Genomic DNA, 16,589 nt, shown 5'->3' on the forward strand with positions numbered 1-16,589 from the left:
GGGTGGCCACCCTGGTCAACGCACGCACTTTCGAATACGACAGGCGCCCCTGGGCGAAGGCCTGCCGAATGTCGGGCACCTCGGTCAGGGCATGGGCCACCCGCAGCTGCTCCTGCGCCGGTGCGCAGCGACAACCCCGCCCGCCACGACAACCAGTGCGCGCACGACAGAATGCCTTCACCACTCCAGGCGTGGCGGTCGTCGAACTCGGCCAAGATCTCCAAGAACTGTGCGGTCAGCGCCGCGATCTGCCCGGCAAAGCCCACCACCCGTTCACGCAGTTGCGCATCGATCAACTCACCCACCACGCACCGCTCGAACATCGTCGACGACGAATCCGGCGCCGCAGAAGACGTCACGGCAGAAGACACAGCAGCAGTCACGACAGCCCCCCAGCAGGTCGAATACAACTACCCGAACACTATCGACGACCACCGACACAAACGTTCCGCGGAACGCGAAGCGGGCGGGCTCCAACGCGTTCCGCGGAACGTCACAGGTGTTACGTCAGCGACACCTTCTCGCCGCCGGAGAACATCGAGTCGTGGACTTCGACGACGGCGGGCACGGCGTCGACCGGCATGTCGTAGACCACCCGGACCTGAACTGCGTTGCCCGGGTTGATGTTGTCCCACACTGCGACATCTGTGCTGTCGCTGTCGACGGCGATCTGCGCGGACGTGTCGGACTCGAAGCTGCGTCCCTGGGCGTCGAGCATCTTCTGATTACTCGGCGAGAATCCCTGAGGCCGATCACCGATGTTCTTGACCGTCATGCTGACGATCACGAACTGTCCCTGCGGCTTCTCCGTCAGGTACGGATTGTCCCCCACACTCGCGAGCCCTTTCTCGACGCCTGTCACGACGAACTCGAACGTACTGAGCGCCCGGTTTGCGCGGCATCAACTTTCGTGCAGGCCAACACTCACCTGATGAGGCGAACCTCCACTGGTACATCCAGATCCGCCCACGCGCGGTCGGCCGTCAGGACAACAGACGGCTGACTGCGCGCGGCCAACGCGAGACAACACCTGTCGCCCAGCGACAGCGAACGTCCACCGGCCACCGAGCGATATGCGGCCGCCAGTTCGGCATCCGCGGACGACAGAGGAACGATGTGAACGCCGGCCGCCTTGAGCAGATCGGCCACCTCACGCATGTCGGCGTCAACGTCGACAACCTTCCCGAGAACCTCGGCGAGGTTCGCCGCACTGAGCAGCGCCCCGGCCAGTTCGTCGCGAACCACGTCTGCTCCGGGCTCGTCATTCAGGAGCGCCAGCACTGCGGACGCATCGAGGACGGTCATTCGGCCGCGGATTCGGCCAGCCTCTCGGCCAACAACTCTTCCACCAGCGAGCGACCGCTGGAGGTGGCTGTGAGCAGTCCGCGAAGCTCATCCCCGGCGTCGCCGGGTCGCTCGATCACGAGGCGTCGGCCACGCCGCTGGACGTGGAGAACGTCACCCTCGGCCAGGCTCAGCTCGGCCCGCAACTCGGCAGGTATGACAACTCGCCCCTGTTTCCCCATGACAATCGTGGCATCCATTCACCAATGGTGCCACTCATGGCCAGAACATGCCACATCGCGGTGCGACGAGCAGACCTACTTGAGCGACACCACCGACACCGACTGCAGCGGTTCCAGTTCCGGCCACCCGGCCTTCACGTACGTTCAACGCGCCGCAGGAAGAACGTGGTCGGTGACGTCGACCTGCTCGCGGGACCGAATCTCTGCCAGCAGGTCGAAGAATCGAATGAGTGCGGCGGACAGGGCCGGCGTCGGGTCCGGGTCGACCTCGCGGTCGAGCAGGTCGTCGACCAGCGGACGAGTTCGCCGCTCGCAGCGGTCAACTCACGCTCGAGTCGGTGGAAGCCGTGCGCGAGACCGGCTCTGATCCCCGCAGCGTTCTCTGGGTCCCATGACGATTCCTGTTTACGGTTGCGTCGTCCCATGACCCAGACGCTACCGAACCACAGCGCGCGCCACGGGTCACGCGGCAGAAGCCACGGACAGCGACGTGATCGGCGGGAGCTCAGGCCGACCGAGGCGCCGGTACTCCCGCTTGCTCGGCGGCAGGGACCGCTCGGTGATCGTCACCATCCCGGCCGAAACAGGTTGACACAATCACCCCTGCGCACGACCACCACACACCGTCGACGGATACCTCGGCCGGAAGGGAGACAACTGGATCCAGGGTCCTCACCATGCGAGCGATCGGTTCAGCGAACAGGGCGCATCCGGAGAAGCCCAACGCGGTCAGAGGTGCCGCGCCGCGCAGACCCACCGTCACCTCTTTCGTGGCCCGGATCGCCGATATCGACATCCAGGTCAGGGCAACCGCTCGATCAGGTCGGCTGCGTGTCGGGCCCGCCCCCGGTCGGTCGTGAGCTGCGGGCCACGTTCTTGATCCACAAGAAACCCCATCGCTCACAGTCAATCCACAGCCACAGCCCAGATCGCCCCCAACCTGCGGCTTCATCCTCGGGATATGAGAAAGAACACACGCATACCCACTGTCCCGCTCGTGGTCCTCGACGACGACCCCGCCGCCCTCGACTACGCCCGCGCACTGTTTCGCCGCGACATCCCGCTGGGTGTCGTCAGCAGCCAGTACTCGGCCGCCGTCCCCTTCATGCTCGGGAACAACGGGCACACCGTCGCGCTGGTCGCCGACGTCGACGACCCCGATCAGCTCGCCGAGGCCATCGTGCTCGTCGAACGTCGACTGGGACGCGTCGACTCGGTGATCCGCTACGCCGCCGACCTCCCGACCGACATCGGCCTCCCGACCTCGAGCTTCGCCGCCTGACACGATCGTCGAGCAGCCCGGGCGTCACCCGGGGACAGGTCACGACAGCGCTGATCAACCCGCCGTGAGCTCCGTGCAAGCCCGTGCAAGCCCGACGACAGCGCAGCGGTGCATCGTCGTCGGCATGACATCAACCACCACGACCAGCCTGGCGATCGACGCCCACGGTCTGGTCAAACACTTCGGATCGACTCGCGCCGTCAACGGCGTGGATCTGGCCGTCCCGACAGGATCGGTGTACGGCGTGCTCGGCCCGAACGGGGCCGGCAAGACCACGACGGTCAGCATGCTCGCAACCCTGCTACGTCCGGACGAAGGCCATGCCACCGTCTTCGGTTACGACGTCGTCGACGACGCCGTGGCCGTGCGCTCCCTCGTCGGAGTCACCGGCCAGTACGCGTCGGTCGACGAGGACCTGACCGCCTCGCAGAACCTGGTCCTGTTCGGTCGACTGCTCGGCTTCTCCCGTCCCGCCGCGCGTTCGCGTGCCGACGAACTCCTCGAGGAGTTCTCCCTGACCGAGGCCGCCAACCGTCCGCTGAAGAACTTCTCCGGCGGTATGCGCCGGCGACTCGATCTCGCTGCCAGCCTCATCGACACTCCCCCGCTGCTGTTCCTGGACGAGCCGACCACCGGACTCGATCCCCGCACCCGTGCGCAGATGTGGAACACCATTCGCAATCTCGTGAAGCAGGGCTCGACCGTGCTGTTGACGACTCAGTACCTCGACGAGGCCGATCAGCTCGCCGACCGCATCGCGGTCATCGACCACGGCGTCGTCATCGCCGACGGCACCGCCGACGAACTCAAGCAATCGGTCGGCGCGAGCACTCTGCAGCTGGTTCCCAAGCATCATCCCGATGCACAGGAGGTGTGCCGGATCGTGGAGAACGTGCTGGGCGAGCCGGCCTCCCTCAGCCCCGAGGCGTCGCGCGTCTCGGTCGGTCTACAACAACCCGATCTGGTCCCCGACGTGCTGATCGCCCTGCGCGAGCACGACATCTCGATCGACGAGATCACCGTCCAGAAGCCCAGCCTCGACGAGGTCTTCCTCACCATCACCGGCAAACCCGCCGCTGATCAGTCCCTCACGGACGAGCCGTCCGCCGACACCATCGAGCAGGAGGTCGCCTGATGACCACCACCATCGAACGTGGCGCGCCGTCGTCCGCCATCACCACGAAAAGCGCTCGCCTACAGGCGAAGACATCCGTCAGCCTGCCCGAGACCGTGAAACAGTCGTTCTCCATGGCCTATCGGGGTGTGCTCAAGATCCGGCACAATCCGGAGCAGCTGTTCGACGTCACGATCCAGCCGATCATCTTCACGGTGATGTTCACCTACATCTTCGGCGGTGCGATCAGCGGCGATGTGTCGTCGTATCTCCCGGTGATCATCCCGGGCATCATGGTGCAAACCGTGATCACGACGTCCATCGTCACCGGCACCCAGCTCCGTGAGGACATGGACAAGGGCGTGTTCGACAGATTCCGATCTTTACCGATCGCCCGGATCAGCCCGCTGGCGGGCGCTCTGATGGCCGACATGATCCGGTATCTCATCGCCACCACGCTGACCATCGTGATGGGCCTGATCATGGGCTGGCGTCCCGACGCGTGGGGCACGATCGCGGCGGCGCTGCTGATCATCGTGTGCAGCTTCGCCGTCTCGTGGATCTTCGCCCTGATGGGCTGCCTCATGAGCAAGGCGTCCGCCGTGCAGGGCGTCTCGATGCTGATCCTGTTCCCGCTCACGTTCATGTCGAACGCCTTCGTCCCGGTGGACACCATGCCGGGCTGGCTGCAGGCCTTCGTCAAGATCAACCCGGTCAGCCACATCGTCACCGCGGTACGCGATCTCACCGCAGGCGGTCACGCGAGCATCCACGTGCTGTGGGCGCTCATCGGGGCTGCCGTGATCACCGCGGTGTTCGCGCCGCTGGCCGTCCGCGCTTACATGCGCAACACCTGAGGGATGCGCTAGACTCCAGTACTCCCCCACGGCGCCAGGCGGATTCGGACCTCGTCCACCGCCTGGCGCCGTGTCAGCGCTCGTGCCCGGGCCGACAACGCATCCCAATCCCGCATGGACAGGCCCGAGATGGTGGGCATGGACGAGTACACCTGGTGCAGTGACGGATAGTCCTGTCGCGCCCCCAGTCTCGTCGACAGTGAGAGAAGCCATGGCCCGTCGGAGGCGTTCCGGTCGCCGGCACACATCAGGTATCCGGCGGCCATCGCCATCGCACCCGCCTGCGGCCGGTCCTGCCATCCGAGCGCACCGAAGGTCTGGCCGATCCCGTCGGCGAGCAGCGCGAGGAACTCCTCCGCCGCGCCGACGTCCCCGGCCCGGACGATGCCGATGACCGACACACTGATCAACATGACCATGCCCGGATCCTGCGCACCGAGTGGATGATTGTTCTTGATCAGATCTGCAGCCCGCCAATAGATCTCGCCAGCGATTGCGGTGTTGCCCCGGGCCTGCTCGAGTTCGGCGCGGCCGAGCATCATCGCGCCGATGACCTCCGGGTTGCCCTGCGGGTTGGGATCCTCTGGACCCCAGCCCTCCGCGGCCACCTCCAGTTCCCGTTCGGCCTCGTCGAGTCGTCCCAGCGCGACAAGCGTCGCGACCAGATAGCAGCGGATCTGCTGTTCCTCGTCGCGCGCGCCCAGCCGTGCCAGATCGGCGATCCCCCCGCGGTAGTAGCCGACCGCAGGGCCCCACATCGCCCGTTGCCCGTACAGGCTCCCGATCGTCACCTGGGTCATGCCCGACATCCATGAGTTGCGGTGGTCACGCCCGATCCCGAGCAGTGCGATGCCGTCGGACAGCGCGCGATCGAGATTTCCGTAATTCTCACGAGCATTCATCCGGATCGACAAGGCCGCGGTCCGGACGTCCTCGTTCGAGACCCGGGTGGCCCGGGACACGTAACGCATGGCACCGACCGGCGACCGGCACAGCGCGCAGGCCGACAACAGTTCGGTCGGTTCGTCGAACACCCGTTCCGGCCGATGAAGCCGGCGCAGGTAGTAGCGTCCCGTGGCCACCCACCGGTACTCGCGCCGCAACAACAGGTGTGCCATCGACGCGAGGACGGTGAACTGCCACCGACGTCTCATCGCGTCGTCGAGATCGGTTCTCGGCGTGGGCAACACGGCGATGATCCGGGCGCCCCAGGACATCACCTCGCCGTGCAGACCACGGACCATCCAGAATCCGCTGAGAACCGGGAAGACGGACACCACGGTGTCGACCGCTTCCGGATCACCCCCGCGGAGAACGCGTTCGGCGCTCCGCCGCAACACCCATACGAGATTCTCGACGTCGGCGGCGATCCAGTCGAACAACCGGTCGTCGACGGCGAGGTCGTAACGCTGTTCGGCCGTCCCGGCGAAACCACGTGCCCAGCGAGCCATCGCACGGTCGACGTGGTCGGACTCGGTCGGTTCGTCGGGTCGGGTGAGCATCTCCTCACCGAACTCCCGGACCATCTCCAGCATCCGGTATCGGATGTGTCCGTCGGTCTCGGTCACCGTGAGCAGCGACTGGTTCACGAGCGCCTCGAGGATGTCGTCGAGCCGGAATCCGCTGTGCCCGATCACAACCGCCGCTGCATCAGTGGTGAATCCTGCCGGGAAGCGACAGAGGCGCCGCATCGCCGCCTGTGCGTCGGCATCTAGCAGATCCCAACTCCATTCGATGACCGCATAGAGGGTGCGGTGCCGATCGGGGGCGGTGCGGTCGGCGCCGCGCAGCAATGCGAACCGCTCGGCCAGTCGTCGTGAGATCTCGGCGACCGTCATCGTCCGGATTCGCGCAGCGGCCAGCTCGATCGCGAGCGGCAGACCGTCGAGATGTCGGCACAGATCGGCGACCTCGCCGCGTGGCAGATGGGCATCCGGGCGGATCGCGCGAGCACGGCGCTCGAACAACTCGACCGCGGAGCCGCGCACCCCCACATCGAGCACCGGCAACAGGAAGATCCGTTCGGCGGCGAGCAGCAGCGGCGACCGGCTGGTCGTGAGGACGGAGAGTGCGGGCTCGGCGGCAAGGAGATCGGCCACCACCCGGGCACACCTCTCGATGACCTGCTCGCAGTTGTCGAGGATGATCACGGCGCGCTGGCCGCGCACGGCATCGACGAGACGATCCGCGAGATCGCCGACCGCGACCCGCGGCCGTGCGCCGCTGCCGATCTCGGTCTCCCCCACGCCGAGTGCGGCGGCGATCGCGGCGACGACATCGTCGTCGTTGCGGATGGGGGCCAGCGGCACATAGAAGACCGGCCGCCCGGCCTCGGCGAGCGCGTCACCCACCCGATGTGCGACGCGCGTCTTCCCGACGCCCCCGGGGCCCTGCACGGTCACCAACCGATGGTCGTCGAAGAGGTCGACGATGGCCGCGATGTCGTCGTCGCGGCCGATCAGGTCCGACGTCTCGCCCACCAGCCCGACCGCGCGAGCCCGCCTCGGGGCGGGCGGCGATATCGGCGCCTCGGGTCCACCGTTCGCCGGTGCAACGCTCCCACCGCGCACCAGTTCGCCGTTGAGTTCCACCGCCTGTGGACCCGGGTCGACGCCGAGTTGTTCGGACAGTGCGCGCCGCAGCCTCGCGAACACCGATAGTGCGTCGGCGACGCGGCCTTCGCCGGCGAGTGCCCGCATGAGATCCACGTGCGCCGACTCGTCCAACGGGTCGGCCCGACAACGGCGGTCGGCGATCTCCCGCGCGGTGGCGTGGTCGCCGGAGGCCAGAGCCATGACCACCCGACGCTGATCGAGCGCCTCCCGCAACCGGTCGGCCCGCGCACGGAGATCGTCGTCGAGCCCGACCATCCCGTCGTCGGCCAGGTCGTCACCCGGTACACCCCGCCACCACGATGCGGCGGACGCAAGCGCTACGGCACCACCGACCTCGATCAAAGACGCCACGATCTCCAGGTCGGTCCGGCAACCGACGAGGCGATATCCGTTGCCGACACCCTCGAGTCGGCCGCCGCCGAGCAACGGGCGCAGCCGCGAGATCTGCGTGTGCAGCGCCGACATCGGCGACTTCGGCGGTTCTTCGCCCCAGACGTCGGCGATGAGGCGTTCGGTGGAGCGCGCGCGTCCATCGGCGAGCGCCAGCGACACGAGCAGTCGGCGTGCGCGCACCCCGGGCACCGGGACGAGGCGCTCCGGAGTGTCGACCGTCCCCACCGCCACGGGCCCGAGCAGGCCGATCACTGTTGGGTTGTCGGGCGCGGACACCCCGTCAGGTTAGCCCCACCCCGTGTTTGAATGGATCCATGGCGCGCAGCTACCCACTCGAGGCCATCGACCTCGACTTCTTCGACACCGCTCCGATCACCTACCGGATCGACGTGAACCTGCCTGTCTCGCCGCGGCGGGCGTGGGCCGAACTCACCCGGCAGAACACGCTCGACTGGTGTCGCGCAATCAAATCCATCGAGTTCACCTCACCACCGCCATACGGCGTGGGCACCACCCGCAAGGCGTCGCTCGGTCCGGGTTTCGCCGGGCTGTCGGAGCATTTCTTCGTCTGGGACACCGACGAGACGACCGGCAACTACCGCAACGCCTTTCACGCGGTGACCGCCTCGACACCCGGATTGCGGAGATTCGGCGAATTGACCGAGATCCGTCCGGCCGACGTCGGCTGCCGCCTCATCTGGCTTTTCGCACTCGAGCTCGCGACGTCCGCGAAGGCCGTCACCGCATTCTCCGGACCGACCGCGTCGACGGTGTTCAAGACCGTCGAGACCGACACGGTCCGCCATTTCGCGACACTGGCACCGCAGACCTGAGCTGACACACAGAACTGACCTCAGGACCGCAGGAAGCCCGCATCCGACAGCGCCCGCCGCACCTCGCGCTGATGCTCGGGTCCGCGCGTCTCGACACTCACGGTCACCTGTACCTCGTCGAGATAGAGGTCGTCGGCGACACGTGAGTGCACGACGTCGACGACGCTGGCACCACGATCGCGGAGCAACTCCAGCAGCGCGATCAGCCCGCCGGGCCGGTCGGAGACGGTCGCCGTCACCGTCAGGAACCGGCCGGCGGCGGTCAACCCGTGCGTGGTCACATGACTGAGCAACAAGGGATCGATGTTGCCGCCCGACACGACGACGCACACCTTCCCGGACAGGTCGAGTGTGCCCGTCGTGAGGGCCGCGACCGCTGCCGCCCCGGCGGGTTCGACGACGAGTTTCGCGCGTTCGAGCATCAGCAGCAGGGCGGTGCTGAGTGCCTCTTCGCTGACCGTGACGATCGAGTCGACCAAATCGGAGATGTGCTCGAACGGCACGTCTCCGGGCCGGGCGACCGCGATGCCGTCGGCCATCGTGTTCATCGCCGTCAGCGCGACCGGATGCCCGTCGGCCAGCGACTGCGGCCAGGCCGCCGCCTGTGCGGCCTGCACGCCGACGATCGTGACGTCGGGCCGACGTTGCTTGACCGCGGCAGCGATTCCGGCCAGCAGCCCGCCGCCGCCGAGCGGTACGACGATGGCGTCGACGTCGGGCATCTGCTCGAGGATCTCGGCACCGACCGTCGCCTGGCCGGCGACGATGTCGGGATGATCGAACGGGTGGATCAGCACCGCGCCCGTCTCGTCGGCGAAGGCCCGAGCCGCGACGAGTGCCTCGTCGACCGTCGAGCCGTCGAGGATCACCTCGGCCCCATAGGCCTTCGTGGCGGCGATCTTCGGCAGAGCCGCACCTCGCGGCATGTACACCCGGGAGGAGATGCCGAGTTGCGTCGCCGACCAGGCGACCCCCTGCGCATGGTTGCCCGCACTGGCCGCCACGACACCGCGAGCACGTTCGTCGGCGGACAGCCGGGAGATCCGGTTGTAGGCGCCGCGGGGCTTGAACGATCCTGTGCGCTGGAGGTTCTCACACTTCAGCCAGACCTCGCAGTCACCCCGCTCCGACAACACGCGCGACGCGATCATCGGTGTCCGGCGCATGACCTTCGCCAATGACGCCGCCGCGGCGTCGATCTCGTCCCAGGTCACCACCATGGTGCGGCGCTGCTCAGCCGAGCGCGTTCTCGAGATCACCGAGAAGATCGGCGATGTCCTCGATCCCCACCGACAGGCGGACCAGGTCGGCCGGCACCTCCAGCAACGACCCGGCCGTCGACGCATGCGTCATGGCGCCCGGATGTTCGATGAGCGACTCGATCCCGCCCAGCGACTCGGCCAGCGTGAACACCTCGGTGCGCGCGCAGAAGTCCTGGGCCGCAACCTGTCCGCCCTTGACCCGCACGGACACCATGCCGCCGAAGCGGCGCATCTGCTTGCCCGCGACCTCGTGACCGGGATGCTCCGCGAGACCCGGATAGAGGACCGAGTCGATCTTCGGATGCGACGACAGGTAGTCGACGACCTGCTCGGCGTTGTCGCAGTGGCGGTCCATGCGCACCGCCAGCGTCTTGATGCCGCGCATCGTGAGGTAGGCGTCGAAGGGACCGGGGACCGCGCCCGCACCGTTCTGCAGGAACGCGACGGCCTCGTCGATCTCCTCACTGTTGGTGACCAGCGCCCCACCGACCACATCCGAATGCCCGCCGAGATACTTCGTGGTCGAGTGCAGGACCACGTCGGCACCGATCACCAGTGGCTGCTGCAGGTATGGCGACGCGAAGGTGTTGTCCACCACCAGCTTCGCCCCCGCCTCGTGCGCGACACCGGCGATCGCCTCGATGTCGCCGACGTTGAGCAGCGGATTGGTCGGGGTCTCGATCCACACCAGCTTGGTCGCCGGGGTGATGGCCGCGCGGACCGCGTCGACGTCGGACACCGGCGCCACCGAGTAGGTGATCCCCCACTGCGAGAAGACCTTGTCGATCAAGCGGAACGTGCCGCCGTAGGCGTCGTTCGGGATGACAAGATGGTCACCGGGTCGCAGCGTCGCCCGCAGGAGCGCGTCGGTCGCCGACATCCCGGAGGCGAATCCGCGTCCGTACGAACCCTGTTCCAGCGCCGCGAGGTTGGCCTCGAGAACCCGTCGCGTCGGGTTGCCCGTGCGCGCGTACTCGAATCCGTCGCGGAGACCGCCGACGCCGTCCTGGGCGAAGGTGGAACTGGCGTAGATCGGGACGTTCACCGCACCGGTCTGTGGGTCGGGCTCATATCCGGCGTGGATGGCCTGCGTCGAGAATCCCTGCCAGCGGGACTGATCGGCTGCGCTGCGCTGCTCGCTCATGATTCTCCTATCCGACGATCGGGTGGTTGCTGACGAAGGCCAGCAGGTCGTGGCGGGTGATGACGCCGACCGGCTTGCCGTCGTCGACGACCATCAACGCATCGGATTCCGACAGCGCCTTGGTCGCGGCGGACACCGGTTCGCCGGACCCGATGAGCGGGAAGGGGTCCCCCATGTGTGCCGACACCGGGTCCGCAAGACTCGCGCGGCCCTCGAAGACCGCGCTGAGCAGATCGCGTTCGGTGACGGCCCCGGCCACCTCACCGGCCATCACGGGCGGCTCGGCGCCGACGACGGGCATCTGCGAGACGCCGTACTCACGGAGGATCTCGACCGCGTCCCGCAAGGTCTCCGACGGGTGGGTGTGCACCAGGTCCGGCAGCGCACCGGTCTTGCCGCGCAGCACGTCGCCGACCAACGGCTCCTTGGCCTTCCCGTCGAGCCGGGTGCGCAGAAAGCCGTAGCTGCTCATCCACTTGTCGTTGAAGATCTTGCCGAGGTAGCCGCGGCCACCGTCGGGCAGCAGGACCACCACGACCGCGTCCGGACCCTCGCGCTCGGCGACCTGCAGGGCGGCGACGACGGCCATGCCGCACGATCCACCGACGAGAAGCCCCTCCTCCCGGGCCAGACGGCGGGTCATGTCGAACGAGTCGGCGTCGGAGACGGCGATGATCTCGTCCGGGATGGACGGGTCGTAGGCGCTGGGCCAGAAGTCCTCGCCGACGCCCTCGACGAGATAGGGACGGCCGGTGCCGCCGGAGTAGACCGAGCCCTCCGGATCCACTCCGACGACCTTCACCTTCCCGTCGGAGACCTCCTTGAGGTAGCGGCCGGTGCCGGTGATGGTCCCGCCGGTGCCGACGCCGGCGACGAAGTGCGTCACCGTGCCGTCGGTGTCGGCCCAGATCTCCGGGCCGGTGGTCTCGTAGTGGCTCTGCGGGCCCGCGGGGTTCGAGTACTGATCGGGCTTCCACGCGCCGTCGATCTCACGGACGAGGCGATCGGAAACACTGTAGTAGCTGTCGGGATGATCCGGCGGCACCGCGGTCGGGCAGACGACGACCTCGGCGCCGTAGGCGCGTAATACGTTGCGTTTGTCCTCACCCACCTTGTCGGGGCACACGAACACGCAGTGATAGCCGCGCTGCTGCGCGACGAGCGCGAGCCCCACACCGGTGTTGCCCGAGGTGGGTTCGACGATGGTCCCGCCGGGCTTGAGCGCGCCGGATTCCTCGGCCGCATCGACCATGCGCACGGCGATGCGGTCCTTGCTGCTGCCGCCGGGGTTCAGGTATTCGATCTTGGCCGCGACCAGTCCCGCGCCGGGTGTGGTCACCGAGTTGAGCTTGACCAGCGGGGTGTTACCCACCAGGTCCACGACATGATCAGCGATGCGCATGTGTCCATCGTCCCAGAGGCGCGGAATCGGCGGGAAGCCGGACTAAGCTGGCAGCCGTGTCCGAGTTCAGGTCGCCAGGTTTCGGTTAGTCGGCACGCCATGGACAGCACTCGTCTCCTCCGCGACGTCGGCGCGACGGTGGCCGCCACCGCGGCGAGCGCCGGCGCCTCCTGGGCCGCATACAACTATCTGAACAACCAGGCCGCCGAGGCCCGGACCGTCATCCCGCATCGCACCGACGACGCCCCGAACGGCGATGGTGTGTACCGGCCCGACGGGACCGGCCCGCATCGCTACACGAGGGACAGCGCCGTCGACCTCTACCTGGTCGTCTTCGGCGACTCGACAGCGGCCGGTCTGGGAGCCGACACCGCCGATCAGACACCCGGCGTGCAGGTGGTGCGGCGGGTGGCCGCCGAGACCGGTAAGACCATCCGTTACGCGAACAAGGCGATCGTCGGCGCCACGTCGAAGGGGCTCGCCGCGCAGATCGACGCAATGCTCATCACCCGGGAGCATCCCGACGTCGCGGTCATCCTGATCGGCGCGAACGACGTGACCGCGTCGAACGGCATCCGGTCGTCGGCGCGACGTCTCGGCGAGGCCGTGGACCTCCTGGTCCGCAACGGCGCCGCGGTCGTCGTCGGCACCTGCCCCGACTTCGGGGTGATCACCGCGATCCCGCAGCCGCTGCGGTCGGTGTTGCGGCGATGGGGCCTGCAGCTGGCGTCGGCCCAGCGTGGGGCGGTGCGCGCGGCCGGTGGTCGGGCGGTGCCCATGGCCGACCTGCTCGCCAAGGAATTCCTCGCCAAACCCGAGCACATGTTCTCGCCGGATCAGTACCACCCGTCGGCCGCCGGGTATGCGCTCGCCGCCGACATCCTGCTCCCCGAGGTGCTCGCCGCCATCGGCGAATGGGGTTCTGCGCCGTTGCCGAAGCCGCCCGAGGTGTCTGAGGCAGTGGAACAGAATCGCCTGATCAGCCGGGCACGCAGACTCATCGGACGCCAGGCGGACCAAGCAAGTGCTAGGGAGTAATCTGACTGCCATGCCTGAAGCAGTCATCGTCGCCCATGCCCGCTCCCCGATCGGCCGTGCCGGCAAGGGATCCCTCAAAGACGTGCGCCCCGACGAGCTCTCCCGTCAGATGGTCTCCGCCGCACTGGCCAAGGTGCCGGCGCTCGACGCCGCCGACATCGAGGACATCCACTGGGGCATCGGCCAGCCCGGAGGTCAGGGCGGGTACAACATCGGCCGCGTCATCGCCGTCGAGCTCGGCCTCGACCACGTGCCGGGAGTGACGGTCAACCGTTACTGTTCGTCCTCGCTGCAGACGACCCGCATGGCCCTGCACGCGATCAAGGCGGGCGAGGCCGACGTCCTCATCTCCGGTGGCGTCGAGAGTGTCTCGAGCTTCGGGATCTCCGGCGGCGCCGACGGTGCCCCCGACTCGAAGAACCCGGTGTTCGACGAGGCGATGGCCCGGACCGAGAAGTCTGCCGAGGGCGGAGCACCGGCGTGGCATGATCCACGCCAGGACGGCCTTATCCCGGACGTCTACATCGCGATGGGTCAGACCGCGGAGAACGTCGCGAGCTTCACCGGCATCTCGCGCGAGGACCAGGACCGCTGGGGTGTGCTCAGCCAGAACCGCGCCGAGGACGCGATCAAAGCCGGCTTCTTCGAGCGTGAGATCGACCCCGTCGTCCTGCCCGACGGCACCAGTGTCACCACCGACGACGGACCGCGCGCCGGTACCACCTACGAGAAGGTCAGCCAACTCAAGCCGGTGTTCCGTCCGGACGGGACGATCACCGCGGGCAATGCCTGCCCACTCAACGACGGCGCTGCGGCGCTGGTCGTCATGAGCGACACCAAGGCCAAGGAACTGGGCCTGACACCGCTCGCCCGCGTCGTGGCGACCGCCGCCACCGGCTTGTCGCCGGAGATCATGGGTCTGGGCCCGATCGAGGCGATCCGCAAGGTACTCCGGATCTCGGGCATGTCGATCTCGGACATCGATCTCGTCGAGATCAACGAGGCGTTCGCCGTGCAGGTGCTCGGCTCGGCCGCCGAACTCGGCATCGACCACGACAAGCTCAACGTCTCCGGCGGTGCCATCGCGCTCGGCCACCCGTTCGGCATGACCGGTGCCCGCATCACCACCACCCTCCTCAACAACCTGCAGACCCACGACAAGACCTTCGGCATCGAGTCGATGTGTGTGGGTGGCGGTCAGGGCATGGCGATGGTGCTCGAGCGCCTCAGCTGACCACCGCGGGCATCACCCGCCACCACTCCCGCGGGCCAAGCCCGGGTCAGACCGGCTCGGGTAGCTCCGCGTGCTCGTCCGGCGACTCGACATTCCGTGCTGCCGGATCGTCGGGCTTGCGGACGAACAGCACGACGGCGATCAAGACAAAGCTGAGCACACCGGCGACGGTGAAGACCCGTTGTACGCCATGGCTGATCGCCTCCGCCTCCGCGACGCCGACCTCGCGGTCGGCCGTCGACACGACGGTCATCACGGTGATGAACAGAGCCGTTCCCGCGGCGCCGGCCACCTGCTGGAACGTGCCCAACACGGCGGACCCGTGTGAGTACAAACGCGGCTCGACAGAGCCCAGGCCCAACGTCATCAGCGGCGTGAAGGTGGCCGAGAGCCCAAGGCAGAGGAGCGCATTCGCGCCGAGCAACCACCACAGCGAAGTCGACGGGCTGACGAACACCAGCATCCACACACCGATGCTGACGATGATCGTGCCCGGGATCGCCAACACCCGCGGACCGTGGGTGTCGTAGATCCGTCCGACGATCGGACCCGCGAGACCCATGATCAGACCACCCGGCAGGGTGAGCAGGCCGGTCGTGAGCGGATCGAGCCCGAGGACCGTCTGCGCGAAGTACGGCACGACGATGAACGTGCCGAGCATGGTCGCCATCGCGACGACCATGGCCCCCATCGACAGCGAGAACTGCCGGGACCGGAACACCCGCAGATCGAGAAGAGCCCGATCGCTGCGCTGCAGCACGAGTTGCCGGACGATGAACGCGGACAGGGCAAGGACACCGACCACGAACGGAACCCATACCGGCACCGCGGCATCCGACTCCGCCGACTCACCGATGCCGGCCAGGCCGTAGACGAGTCCGCCGAAACCGAGCACGGCCAGCGGGACCGACAGATAGTCGATGGGAGTCGACACCCGCTCGCCGACAGGCCGGACGAGCACGGCCCCGAGGATCAGCGCGGCAACCGCGATCGGGGTGACGAACCCGAAGATCCACCGCCAGCCGAAGTGATCGAGGATGAATCCGGACACCGTGGGTCCCAACGCCGGAGCGACCGCGATGACGACGGAGATGTTGCCCATCATGACGCCGCGCCGATGTTCGGGGACCACGGTCATCACCGTCGTCATGAGCAGCGGCAGCATGATCGCGGTGCCGATCGCCTGAATGACCCGCGCGACGAGCAACACCTCGAATCCCGGTGCGAAGAAGGCGATCACGGTTCCCGCGCTGAACGCCGACATCGCGACGACGAACAGGGTGCGGGTACCGGCGCTCTGGATGAGGAAACCGGTCAGCGGGATCACGACGGCCATCGTCAGCATGAACGCGGTCGTCAGCCATTGCCCGACACTGGGTGGGACGTCGAGATCTCGTTGCAGCACCGGGATCGCGATGCTCATGACGGTCTCGTTGAGGATGACCACGAACGACGCGACGAGGAGCACGCCGATCAGCAGGAGGTTCTGCCGCGAGATGGTGTCGTCGGCGGCCTCGGGTGAGTGTGCAGCGGTCACGGAGAGTTCCTTCGGGTACGAGGTGGCATCGCCCTGCCGGGCGACGGCGTCGGATGGGTTGACCGGGGACGACGGGAAAACTCATCGTCTGTCTCAGCGCGCTCACCACATGAACCGGAACGCTATCAAGCCCTGCCGACATCGCGCGAGGGGATTTTTCGGCGGACGGCACACCCCCTCACCGATTTCCCCGAACAACGGAAAACCCCGCGCCGACGATGTGGCGCGGGGTTTCTCGGGACGGGTTCGTCTAGGAGACTGCTGAAATAGGGGCCGTCGGGGTTTGTTGTTTTGGTGTTTGGGGTTGCCGGGTTGGTTGACGTTGCATCGGGTGCGGGCCCGGGCCCCCGGT

13 protein-coding genes and 2 pseudogenes are annotated in these 16,589 nt (G+C 67.4%); 6 read left to right on the top strand and 9 right to left on the bottom strand.

Annotated elements, in window-relative coordinates; translation table 11 throughout:
- The 4 genes and pseudogenes from QSJ19_RS25690 to QSJ19_RS25705 form a co-directional block, all read right to left on the bottom strand.
- Positions 1 to 323: pseudogene (locus QSJ19_RS25690) on the bottom strand (DUF222 domain-containing protein); the annotation flags it as partial.
- Between the two features lie 179 nt (positions 324 to 502).
- Positions 503 to 874: pseudogene (locus QSJ19_RS25695) on the bottom strand (DUF4352 domain-containing protein); the annotation flags it as partial.
- A gap of 50 nt (positions 875 to 924) precedes the next feature.
- Positions 925 to 1,305, bottom strand: a complete 381-nt coding sequence (locus QSJ19_RS25700) for a type II toxin-antitoxin system VapC family toxin (RefSeq protein ID WP_286323881.1) — start codon at positions 1,303 to 1,305, stop codon at positions 925 to 927.
- Positions 1,302 to 1,544 carry an AbrB/MazE/SpoVT family DNA-binding domain-containing protein gene (locus QSJ19_RS25705; RefSeq protein WP_286323882.1) on the bottom strand — a complete coding sequence of 81 codons (243 nt, stop codon included), beginning with the start codon at positions 1,542 to 1,544 and terminating at the stop codon, positions 1,302 to 1,304. Before QSJ19_RS25705 ends, QSJ19_RS25700 begins: the two co-directional genes overlap by 4 nt.
- A 943-nt stretch (positions 1,545 to 2,487) precedes the next feature.
- On the opposite strand from QSJ19_RS25705, the gene QSJ19_RS25710 reads away from it, so the two are divergent.
- The 3 genes from QSJ19_RS25710 to QSJ19_RS25720 all read left to right on the top strand — a co-directional run bounded on the left by QSJ19_RS25710 (position 2,488) and on the right by QSJ19_RS25720 (position 4,779).
- Positions 2,488 to 2,808 carry an SDR family oxidoreductase gene (locus QSJ19_RS25710; protein WP_286323883.1) on the top strand — a complete coding sequence of 107 codons (321 nt, stop codon included), beginning with the start codon at positions 2,488 to 2,490 and terminating at the stop codon, positions 2,806 to 2,808.
- Between the two features lie 124 nt (positions 2,809 to 2,932).
- Positions 2,933 to 3,943 carry an ATP-binding cassette domain-containing protein gene (locus QSJ19_RS25715; RefSeq protein WP_286323884.1) on the top strand — a complete coding sequence of 337 codons (1,011 nt, stop codon included), beginning with the start codon at positions 2,933 to 2,935 and terminating at the stop codon, positions 3,941 to 3,943.
- The gene (locus QSJ19_RS25720) at positions 3,943 to 4,779 is read left to right on the top strand and encodes an ABC transporter permease (RefSeq protein WP_286323885.1); all 837 of its coding nucleotides are present in this window, start codon (positions 3,943 to 3,945) and stop codon (positions 4,777 to 4,779) included. The genes QSJ19_RS25715 and QSJ19_RS25720 overlap by 1 nt, the downstream gene beginning before the upstream one ends.
- A gap of 8 nt (positions 4,780 to 4,787) precedes the next feature.
- On the opposite strand, the gene QSJ19_RS25725 is transcribed toward QSJ19_RS25720, so the two are convergent.
- A complete protein-coding gene (locus QSJ19_RS25725; protein ID WP_286323886.1) occupies positions 4,788 to 8,063 on the bottom strand; it encodes an AfsR/SARP family transcriptional regulator in 3,276 nt (1,091 codons plus the stop codon).
- A gap of 38 nt (positions 8,064 to 8,101) precedes the next feature.
- Between QSJ19_RS25725 and QSJ19_RS25730 the strand changes: the two genes are divergently transcribed.
- The gene (locus tag QSJ19_RS25730; protein ID WP_286323887.1) at positions 8,102 to 8,620 is read left to right on the top strand and encodes an SRPBCC family protein; all 519 of its coding nucleotides are present in this window, start codon (positions 8,102 to 8,104) and stop codon (positions 8,618 to 8,620) included.
- A gap of 20 nt (positions 8,621 to 8,640) precedes the next feature.
- On the opposite strand, the gene ilvA is transcribed toward QSJ19_RS25730, so the two are convergent.
- Genes ilvA through QSJ19_RS25745 form a run of 3 tightly spaced genes read right to left on the bottom strand, consistent with a single transcriptional unit; the run spans position 8,641 to position 12,428 of the window.
- Positions 8,641 to 9,840 (bottom strand): threonine ammonia-lyase, encoded by a 1,200-nt coding sequence (ilvA, locus tag QSJ19_RS25735; protein WP_286323895.1) that lies wholly within the window; start codon positions 9,838 to 9,840, stop codon positions 8,641 to 8,643.
- Between the two features lie 13 nt (positions 9,841 to 9,853).
- Complete coding sequence (locus QSJ19_RS25740; RefSeq protein ID WP_286323888.1) at positions 9,854 to 11,026, bottom strand: cystathionine gamma-synthase; 1,173 nt, start codon at positions 11,024 to 11,026, stop codon at positions 9,854 to 9,856.
- 7 nt (positions 11,027 to 11,033) lie between these two features.
- Complete coding sequence (locus QSJ19_RS25745; protein WP_286323890.1) at positions 11,034 to 12,428, bottom strand: cystathionine beta-synthase; 1,395 nt, start codon at positions 12,426 to 12,428, stop codon at positions 11,034 to 11,036.
- 99 nt (positions 12,429 to 12,527) lie between these two features.
- Here QSJ19_RS25745 and QSJ19_RS25750 point away from each other — a divergent pair, with 99 nt between their 5' ends.
- Together QSJ19_RS25750 and QSJ19_RS25755 are read left to right on the top strand one after the other, a co-directional pair.
- A complete protein-coding gene (locus QSJ19_RS25750) occupies positions 12,528 to 13,466 on the top strand; it encodes an SGNH/GDSL hydrolase family protein (protein ID WP_286323891.1) in 939 nt (312 codons plus the stop codon).
- A gap of 10 nt (positions 13,467 to 13,476) precedes the next feature.
- Positions 13,477 to 14,700 carry an acetyl-CoA C-acetyltransferase gene (locus tag QSJ19_RS25755; RefSeq protein WP_286323893.1) on the top strand — a complete coding sequence of 408 codons (1,224 nt, stop codon included), beginning with the start codon at positions 13,477 to 13,479 and terminating at the stop codon, positions 14,698 to 14,700.
- Between the two features lie 46 nt (positions 14,701 to 14,746).
- Here the strand turns inward: QSJ19_RS25755 and QSJ19_RS25760 are convergent, their stop codons facing one another.
- Positions 14,747 to 16,237 carry an MDR family MFS transporter gene (locus QSJ19_RS25760; RefSeq protein ID WP_286323894.1) on the bottom strand — a complete coding sequence of 497 codons (1,491 nt, stop codon included), beginning with the start codon at positions 16,235 to 16,237 and terminating at the stop codon, positions 14,747 to 14,749.
- Positions 16,238 to 16,589: the final 352 nt, after the last annotated feature.

The organism is Gordonia sp. ABSL11-1 (assembly GCF_030315685.1).
Taxonomy (GTDB): domain Bacteria; phylum Actinomycetota; class Actinomycetes; order Mycobacteriales; family Mycobacteriaceae; genus Gordonia.